Here is an 8,029-nt window from a genome sequence, read left to right as displayed (position 1 = left end):
TCCAGGTTGCACTGTCTACTCCCACTGCACTGAGCCACCACAGTGAGTTGATCGTCTTCTAGGAGCACTAGAGCGCCTGTTTCGGCTCCGGCATTTTCTATCACCACCTGCATTAACGTGGCGATCAATTGATCGAGATGGATTATTTCTGAAAGAGCTTGAGCTACTTTCATTACCGCAGCCAAATCGATCGCCGCAGTCGGATGAAGGATCGTTTTAGCGGTCAAGATTGAGTTCGATTGCCGAATCACGTTGGAATTGAGTAGTTGTGGATAGCGTTTTTCTAAATCTTTGACTTTTGCCATCGCTCCCCATCTTTCATAGCAGTAGTGTGCTTCTTTCATGTAGAGCTGAGCAAATTTTTCCAGACCTCGCGCTAGATAATGCTTGGCAGCTAATTCGTATGCTAACGCCTCTTCCTGGATGTATTCGTTTTCTCTAGCTCCTTGAATCGCTTGTTCGTAGAATTCTTCTGCCTCAAGCAACTGACCCAAAACTCGTGCAGTCTCGGCTTGCACCAGATAATATTTATGCAAATAATTCATTGGTGCATAATGTGCCCATTGTTTCATTTTCTCCTGGTTAACAGCAACTTTTTTGAGGATTTCCGACTGAGCTTGAGCGCTGCTTCCGGGGTATGTAGCCAGTCTTGCCAGAGAGTCATAGAGGTAGTACAAATGCTCCGAGGGAGCCGCTATTACTTCGCTCAAATGACTTGCCGCTAGGGTTGAGTTTTCAATTGCCTGAGAGTACTCAGAAAATAGATAGCATAGGAAAAGTTTGTTGAAATGTATTTTAAAGATTAAGTTTCCATTTATTTCATAGTGTGGCGGTCTATTCTCCTCATTGTAAGATTCGCCAATTAGACGACATGGATTGACCGAGCATCCCATCAAATTTAAGACAGACTGGTGAAATAGTTGATTCAAGGTTAGTGCTGTTTTCTGTTTGATTTCACGGATTGCTTCACTGTATATCCTCATCTCGCGTTCAAGTTCCACGAGTTCCTTTCCGACGACAAAGGAGTGGAAGCAGTAACCGTGAGCGCAATATGCAGCAAACTCTAAGTCCCCAGTTTCTAGTCCACTTTGATAGCCTTCTAGTAATGGCTCCAGTGATTCTCTAATATGTTCTTTCCAGTGGATGATGAAGACATTTACGAACAGTAATGTTCTAGCTCTGAGTGAATGGGTATGAGGCTGTGACAAGTTCCTGAGAGCAAGCTGTCCAAATTGGTAGCCAACCTCTATGTTTCCGACCATTCCACAAAGAATTAACCCAAAGGTGGCATACACAAAGGGTGACACAAACGCGTTGCCATACTGGATTGACAGGTTGACCTGTTTAGATGCAAGTAGAGGCATCAGATCGGGAGCAGCCATCTGGGCAGCAACCGTTATACTTGATAGAATCCGCATCGCCGCCAACTTTTCCGGCTCGGTCATTTCCGGCAGATGAATAAAGTCCTCGATCAGCTTCTCACTGAATCGGGATGTGATTGTGTCTAGTTCAAGCTGAATATCCGACTGACTTGGCTTTTCGGGAAAACTGATCCCCAATTGCTGTAAAACTTGCAACGCAGTATTGATTGCTTTCAATGGCTGACCCTGCGCTGTGTCGGTTTGAATTTTGACATCATAAAAGTTTACGATGTCGAGAACCGTTTTAGCTTCTTGCAGAACGATCGCGACCCAGGATTCTACCTGCTCAAAATCGCCACACAAATACGCAACTTCTGTTGTTTCTAGATATAAATCTAATGTCAGGTCATAGTCTGTTTTCCAGCTAGAAACTACCAGCCATGCTCTCCCTGCGGCTAAATAGTTCTGAGTCATACTATAGGCGATCGCTGCCTTCGCTTTCTGACCTGCGATTAAATTTAATTTGGCAATTTCATGGCGTTCTGCTTGATCGGTTACAAGCTCAATCGCATGATTTAGGTGCTCAACAATCTCAAACAGCCTCTCTGATAACCGCTTTGATAAGGTCTTTTCTAGTAAATTACGACCGATTTGGAGATGAACAACTTGTTTGTGCGACTCATCGATTAAGGCGTATGCAGCTTGCTGCACCCGGTCATGCAAGAACTTATACTCTTGAACTAACAAGTCTTTGTCTAATTCAGACAGAGGTTGAATTAATCCAGCTTGTATTGCTTCTAATAAATCCTGGAAAATTGCTTTCGGTGATTTTTCGCAAACGATCGCCAACGTTTCTAAATCAAATTCAGACCCAACACAAGCCGCTATGGAGAGAACTTGCTGTGTTGCTGACGGCAATTTCTGCAACTGACGCAGCAGCAACTCCACCACATTAGCAGTGATATCTTGAGCTTCAATCTCAGCTAGGTTCCACTGCCAACTCAACTGTTGAGCATCAAAGGTCAACAGGTTTTCGCCATACAGCAGCTTCAAAAATTCACCAACAAAGAAAGGATTGCCCTCGGTTTTACGCAACACGACTTGGGCTAAGGAACGAACGGTATCAGGATTGCGATGTAATGTCTCAGCCACCAGTTGAGTCAAGGGTTCGAGCGTTAAAGGAGTCAGGGTAATTTCTTGAAGCGCTGCACCCTGATTTCGCAAGCTCTCCAGCATCAAAATTAATGAATGCGTTGAAGACACTTCATGATCTCGATAGGCTCCGATCAAAAACAGAGATTGAGTTTGCTCGTCAAGCAATATGAGTTCAATTAACTTCAACGTCGCAGAATCGATCCACTGTAGATCGTCTAAAAAGATGACCAGGGGATGCTCTTTTGCACAAAACGCCCGCACAAACCTTTGAAACGTGAGATTGAAGCGATTCTGTGCTTCTGTTGCTCCAACTTCGGGCACAGGTGGCTGCTTGCCAATAATGAACTCAACTTCGGGAATGACATCTACGATAATTTGTCCGTTGCTTCCCAAAGCAGTGAGTAGACGATCTCGCCATTGTTGCACTTGCTCGTCTGGTTCACCCAGCAGTTGCTGCACCAATTTTTGCAGGGCATGGGCGATCGCGCTGTAGGGAATATTACGCCCAAATTGGTCAAACTTACCAGAGATAAAATAGCCGCGTTTTGCAGTGATCGGCTTGTAGAGTTCTTGTACTAGAGCTGATTTGCCTACCCCAGCATAGCCAGATACCAACATCATCTCAACAAGGAATTGAGAATTTTCTTGATTTTTCACTCTCAATTCTCCATTTTGCGTTTGTGCTACTCTGTCAAACGCTGCTAATAATGCTTCAATCTCTGCTTCGCGTCCATACAATTTTTGGGGAATTTGAAACCGATCCGAAACGTCTTGAAGACCGAGTTGAATGCCATCGATTTTATCGGTTTGTGCGAACTGGTGAAGACCAATTTCTAAATCTGCTTTGATGCCCCAGGCACTCTGATAACGATCCTCGGCGTTTTTCGCCATCAATTTCAAAACGATATCTGAAACGGCTTTAGGGATCGCTGGATTCAGTTCGTGAGGTGGAACGGGCACTTTAGCAATATGACAATGGACTAGTTCCAGAATATCCGTTGTTTCAAACGGTAGCTGTCCAGTTAACAGTTCGTAGAAGGTTACGCCTAGCGAGTAGAAATCGGTGCGATAGTCGAGCATCCGGTTCATTCGCCCGGTTTGCTCTGGCGACAGATAGGCAAGCGTGCCTTCTAACACATGGGGACTTTTGAACGTCGGATTCGTGCGGTTAAATTGGGTTGCAATCCCAAAGTCAATAATTTTGACAACGCCAGTATCCAGATTAAAGACTATGTTTCCAGGGTTGATATCTTTATGAATGATATTGGCTGCATGGATTCTGCCCAGAATATCGCAAACAGCGATCGCCACATCTAGAAAAGTGGATAAAGGCATCGGGCAGAAGATATCTGGACGCTTGTGCATCCATTGCTCTAGGGACTCTCCCCCAAAATCTTCTAAGAGAATCACCAGAGTCCGTTGATAGTCCTGCTGGCTGTATGCCTTGATAACTCCTTCCAAGTTAAGGGAGCGGGTAATTTTATATTCCTGTCTGTAGCGGGTTAGTTCTTGGGGAGAGGGATAATCAAGCTTTAGCATTTTTACGACGACCCCTACTCCATCGTCTCTGATGCCCCGGTACACTAGAGAATTAGAACTTTCATATATCTTGTCTTGGATGGCAATACCAGGTAGAGCAATCATAGAGCAACTCTTGAGATGATAATCTGGCATAACCAAAACTATACAGCAATCCAGCTATCTAGATTTTTCATCTTCTGAAATCCTATTTGGTTTTGTTCATTTCTAACCAGTTGCAGAGTGATGGCGTTCACTTACAAGCGCTGTATCAATTATGTAGAGCGTTTCTACAGCACTCACGCTTACAACTGGCATAGCACGGGACACCAGTTGCGGAAAGTTTTGCCACATCCCTCGTACAACTTAACTTCCTTACTGTCCCGTTGTGGTGATATCTCCATTGAAAGCGTCAATAATTTCTCTTCCACAACAGTAAGATTTGGTCGATTCAGCTTCCCCAATAACTGCAACAGGCTTTTGACTGTCTCCTCCAGCGAATCTGAATACACTCGACCGATGCGATCACCTACGGTGGGCGGTTACGCCATCGCAAATCACCCGCATCTGCTCACGCTCCGCAGGCAAGTATTCGCTGCACCGCATCTTTGACAATGCGATGAGATGGTACTTTCCCGTTGGCAGACTCTACAGCTTGCTTCCATGCTTCGGGCTGAATGTCCGGCTCAAGCTTGGACAGTGGTCTAACTTGCCACTCATTCGTCGGCAAAATGTGATCGGAACGATCACATTTTTGCTCTAAGTTATCAAATATTATTGCTGCATCCATTAGAAGATAAGACTGGCGACGATTATGGCCAAAGCGATGGCTTCGCCAACGCCAAGGGCGAACGCGGCAATACTCCTCAAAGGTTTTGTGAGTAGAGCGATATAACTTGCGATCCCGTAATTCCATTAATGCCTTTCCTGCCTCAAAAAAGGCCCGTTCCACCTTTCGCTCCAAATGCAGGCGGTAAGCGTAGCCATGCCGTCAGGCTTATCGCTCTGCTCCTGCTCGGTTAATTCTGGAACTTCAACAGCAGGAACGTCAATGATTGCTGAAGCTGGGTCTTCTGAAGGGGTAATGTCTGAGTTGGGAAATTCTGGATTGTGTGATGCGGAGATGGTGGCTTTTTTTGCGGTTACGGGGTGGGGCAGCAAGTCAACATCTTAATTCTTTTGGGCAATATGAAAAGGCTCTAAACGGTCAAGTGCAAGCGGATGTTTGGCTACGATGGGAGCAAATAGCGGTGAAGTATTTATACAGAATCTGACCAAAGTTACTAACCTCTCTTCATTGCGATCAGTAAAGCAACGCCTCGAATTGTAACTGCCTTCTCAATTACTCATTTTTGTTTCTCGTCTTTTGAATCATCTGTTGGATTGTTTCGGTTTCGCCAATTTCATAAAGACTGATCAAACCATCCTCAATAGTAAAAATTTGCTCAATTGTTGCATCCGCAAGCAAATTGCCTTGCAAATCTCTGACCATTTGATGAACGGTAACGACATTTCGATTGTTTTCATCCGTCTCGAATTTTAAGGTTTCAAGCTGCACTTGAATAACCTTATATTGATTAGTCCAGTATTCGCGCACCGCGTCGCGTCCATAAACGAAACCGCCTTCCACCCCGTTGGCCCATTTCACATCCGGGTGCATCACCGAGATGATTGTTTCAATCTCGCCTTTGTTGAAGGCTTCGTATAAATTTTGCAGAAACTGCTGATTTGAACTCATAATTGTTCACCATCCAATACGAATGTCATTAAAACAAGAAAACAGCCCAACTATTTACTATACGGAAAATCAACAGAAAGTGCATCGAGATTGATGTTTTTGCTGAATCTCGCAACTTAGCTCGGTTTTAACAGTAGTGCTGCCTATCGGCAAGCCCTTCTCTGTGATGGGGTTTAGAGTCGACGGAAACCTTTACGGATTCGGCAGTTCCTCTACTTGGAAAAACCCCTTTCTGCGGACTGCTTCACCGCTTTGCTCCCGACACTCTCTCTTGTTCAGTCAGTCAGGTATTTCAACAGGAGTTACCGTGACAGCTTCAGAATCATGATTTCATCATCCCCAGCAATTGTAATATCTCCTTAACAGCCGCTTTTTCTTGCTCCATCTGCTGAACATGATTCAGTAACCGCTTGGGAATGTACCTCGACGATTTGACCAAGCGATCGCCCTCACTCCAAAATTCGTAGTGATAGTATGCCTGTTGGTAATCTCTGCCGTTCTTAATTATGGTTCGCCAATGAATACTACCGCTCCCCTCACCTTTGTTTCGCCGCATTTTACTAGGGGATATGTCATTACTAGGGCTTGTTTCTAAAGCTGCATTACTAGGGTTTATCTGTTTATCCCCTAGTAATTTACTAGGGCTAACCTCAACCCCCAACATCTGTAATATCTCTACAACTGGACGTTTGGCTGCTTCAGCTTCCTGAATATCCCCTAGTAATTTTTTAGGGATGTACTTCGTCCTTTTCTTTCCATTTTCTTGCCAGTGGTAATAAGCTTGGGGGTAATCCTTCCCCTTCTTAGTTATGATGCGCCAGTGAATAGAACCGTTGCCCTCGCCCTTGCGTCGGCGATTTTTACTAGGGCTGTTGCTCATCTCCCATAGCCCAGATTTCTTAAAGAAGCGATCGCTCCCTTACTTACTACTTCCATGATTCAACTAAGAGTAAATTTTCCTAACTACACAAGGTGATCACTATCTTTGGTTGTTGCATAGTAATACAAAGTTGATGACATGAACGGTCATGCCACCTCCCTGTAAGGTACTTTATTACTGCTTACAACAATAAATCTAAAATGTTATGCTGGCAAGTAGCAACGGTAAAAAAATTACTACGATGATAGATATTGAACATATTGCTACATTCAAATGGGGTAATAAACAAGCTAAAAAGTTAACAGAATTACGCGGAAATATACCTCGGCGTCAGCTTGAGCAAAAAACTACTGAACTTGGTCAAAAGGTTGCACACCAATATATTCAGCAATTAGAACAGCCCGATTATTATGCTACTCGCCTCAAAAGTGGAACAATCACTGTTTCAGTAGAGGTTGTTAACGTTTTGTGTGAAGCACTAAATGCTGATATCACTGATTTTTTCGATACTGCCAAAATAATTACTGTTGTTGCTTGACCGTTGTCCGTTGACAACGGTAAAATAGAAACATACAAAACAAAAGGCGACCGCTCAAGTTTCGTAGGCTCTGCGATCACCCTTTGGCCCTTTTACAGGAGTTTCTATTATGACCCATCCAAACTACACACAGCAAGCCCTTTCCCGCTATAACCTCCCCCGCCTCAAAAGAATCGCTGCCGAATTAGGCGTAACACCCACCGGGGACAAAAGAGCGATCGACACCTGGGTAAACGCAATCATCGCCCACCAATCCACCCAGCTTCAGAAAGTTGACAACCAAGCCCTCGCCCAAACCGAACTCGACGGCTACATCGCTGACCAAGCCCAAGCCATCGCTCCCGAACCCCTCACAATAGTCGAAATCTCGTTTGACCATCACGAATATTATGCTGGTAATCAAATGATAGCCAGCATCACCCACGACGATAATCTAACCCAGCCTTGGGTAGTGATGGTAAACGGCAAAGAAGTATTTCGTGCCAACACTCTAATGCGTTGCGATCGCTTCATCTGCACTCACTACAAAGATGGGACACTGCCAGTGCAGGAAAAAGAAGCAACACCCCCCACGACCGAAAACCAAATCATGGCGCATATCTTCAACGAGTGCCAGAATTATGGGTTTGAAATTCTCGATGATGGCATTTATACCCACGATACTGAAGACGGCAAACTACGCAAATTGGGCGAAGTCGGATGCACTGATGGTAACTGGTGGTTGAAGGAGGGTTGTTCCTTAGGGGGCTACAAAAAGGGCTAGGATGCAGATAGAATAAGCCTCATCGCTCTTTCTCCTTGTTGGTAGTAAGGACGTTTATTAGGACTGAGTGTCAATA

Annotated in this window: 8 protein-coding genes; 2 read left to right on the top strand and 6 right to left on the bottom strand. The window is 44.6% G+C overall.

The annotated features are described in order from the left end of the window. The 6 genes from H6G26_RS35830 to H6G26_RS35805 form a co-directional block, all read right to left on the bottom strand. A partial coding sequence (locus tag H6G26_RS35830) for a serine/threonine-protein kinase PknK (RefSeq protein ID WP_190736098.1) occupies positions 1-4,160 on the bottom strand: 4,160 nt, incomplete at its 3' end. A gap of 179 nt (positions 4,161-4,339) precedes the next feature. Further along, the gene (locus H6G26_RS35825) at positions 4,340-4,546 is read right to left on the bottom strand and encodes a hypothetical protein (protein ID WP_190736096.1); all 207 of its coding nucleotides are present in this window, start codon (positions 4,544-4,546) and stop codon (positions 4,340-4,342) included. A gap of 59 nt (positions 4,547-4,605) precedes the next feature. Next, complete coding sequence (locus H6G26_RS35820) at positions 4,606-4,986, bottom strand: hypothetical protein (RefSeq protein WP_190736094.1); 381 nt, start codon at positions 4,984-4,986, stop codon at positions 4,606-4,608. Further along, entirely contained in the window at positions 4,950-5,195 is a 246-nt protein-coding gene (locus H6G26_RS35815; protein ID WP_190736092.1) for a hypothetical protein, read from the bottom strand. The genes H6G26_RS35820 and H6G26_RS35815 overlap by 37 nt, the downstream gene beginning before the upstream one ends. Positions 5,196-5,376: 181 nt before the next feature. Then, positions 5,377-5,772, bottom strand: a complete 396-nt coding sequence (locus tag H6G26_RS35810; protein WP_190736090.1) for a nuclear transport factor 2 family protein — start codon at positions 5,770-5,772, stop codon at positions 5,377-5,379. A gap of 322 nt (positions 5,773-6,094) precedes the next feature. Beyond that, positions 6,095-6,652: a hypothetical protein gene (locus H6G26_RS35805; RefSeq protein WP_190736088.1), complete on the bottom strand. Its 558-nt coding sequence runs from the start codon at positions 6,650-6,652 to the stop codon at positions 6,095-6,097. 205 nt (positions 6,653-6,857) lie between these two features. Between H6G26_RS35805 and H6G26_RS35800 the strand changes: the two genes are divergently transcribed. Together H6G26_RS35800 and H6G26_RS35795 are read left to right on the top strand one after the other, a co-directional pair. Next, complete coding sequence (locus tag H6G26_RS35800) at positions 6,858-7,190, top strand: hypothetical protein (RefSeq protein WP_190736086.1); 333 nt, start codon at positions 6,858-6,860, stop codon at positions 7,188-7,190. 109 nt (positions 7,191-7,299) lie between these two features. Then, a complete protein-coding gene (locus H6G26_RS35795) occupies positions 7,300-7,953 on the top strand; it encodes a hypothetical protein (protein ID WP_242054161.1) in 654 nt (217 codons plus the stop codon). Positions 7,954-8,029 lie beyond the last annotated feature (76 nt).

Origin of the sequence: Nostoc sp. FACHB-888 (assembly GCF_014696655.1) — a bacterium.
GTDB lineage: Bacteria > Cyanobacteriota > Cyanobacteriia > Cyanobacteriales > Nostocaceae > Nostoc.
Note: the sequence above shows the minus strand (reverse complement) of the source record. Positions and strands in the feature narration are given on the sequence as shown.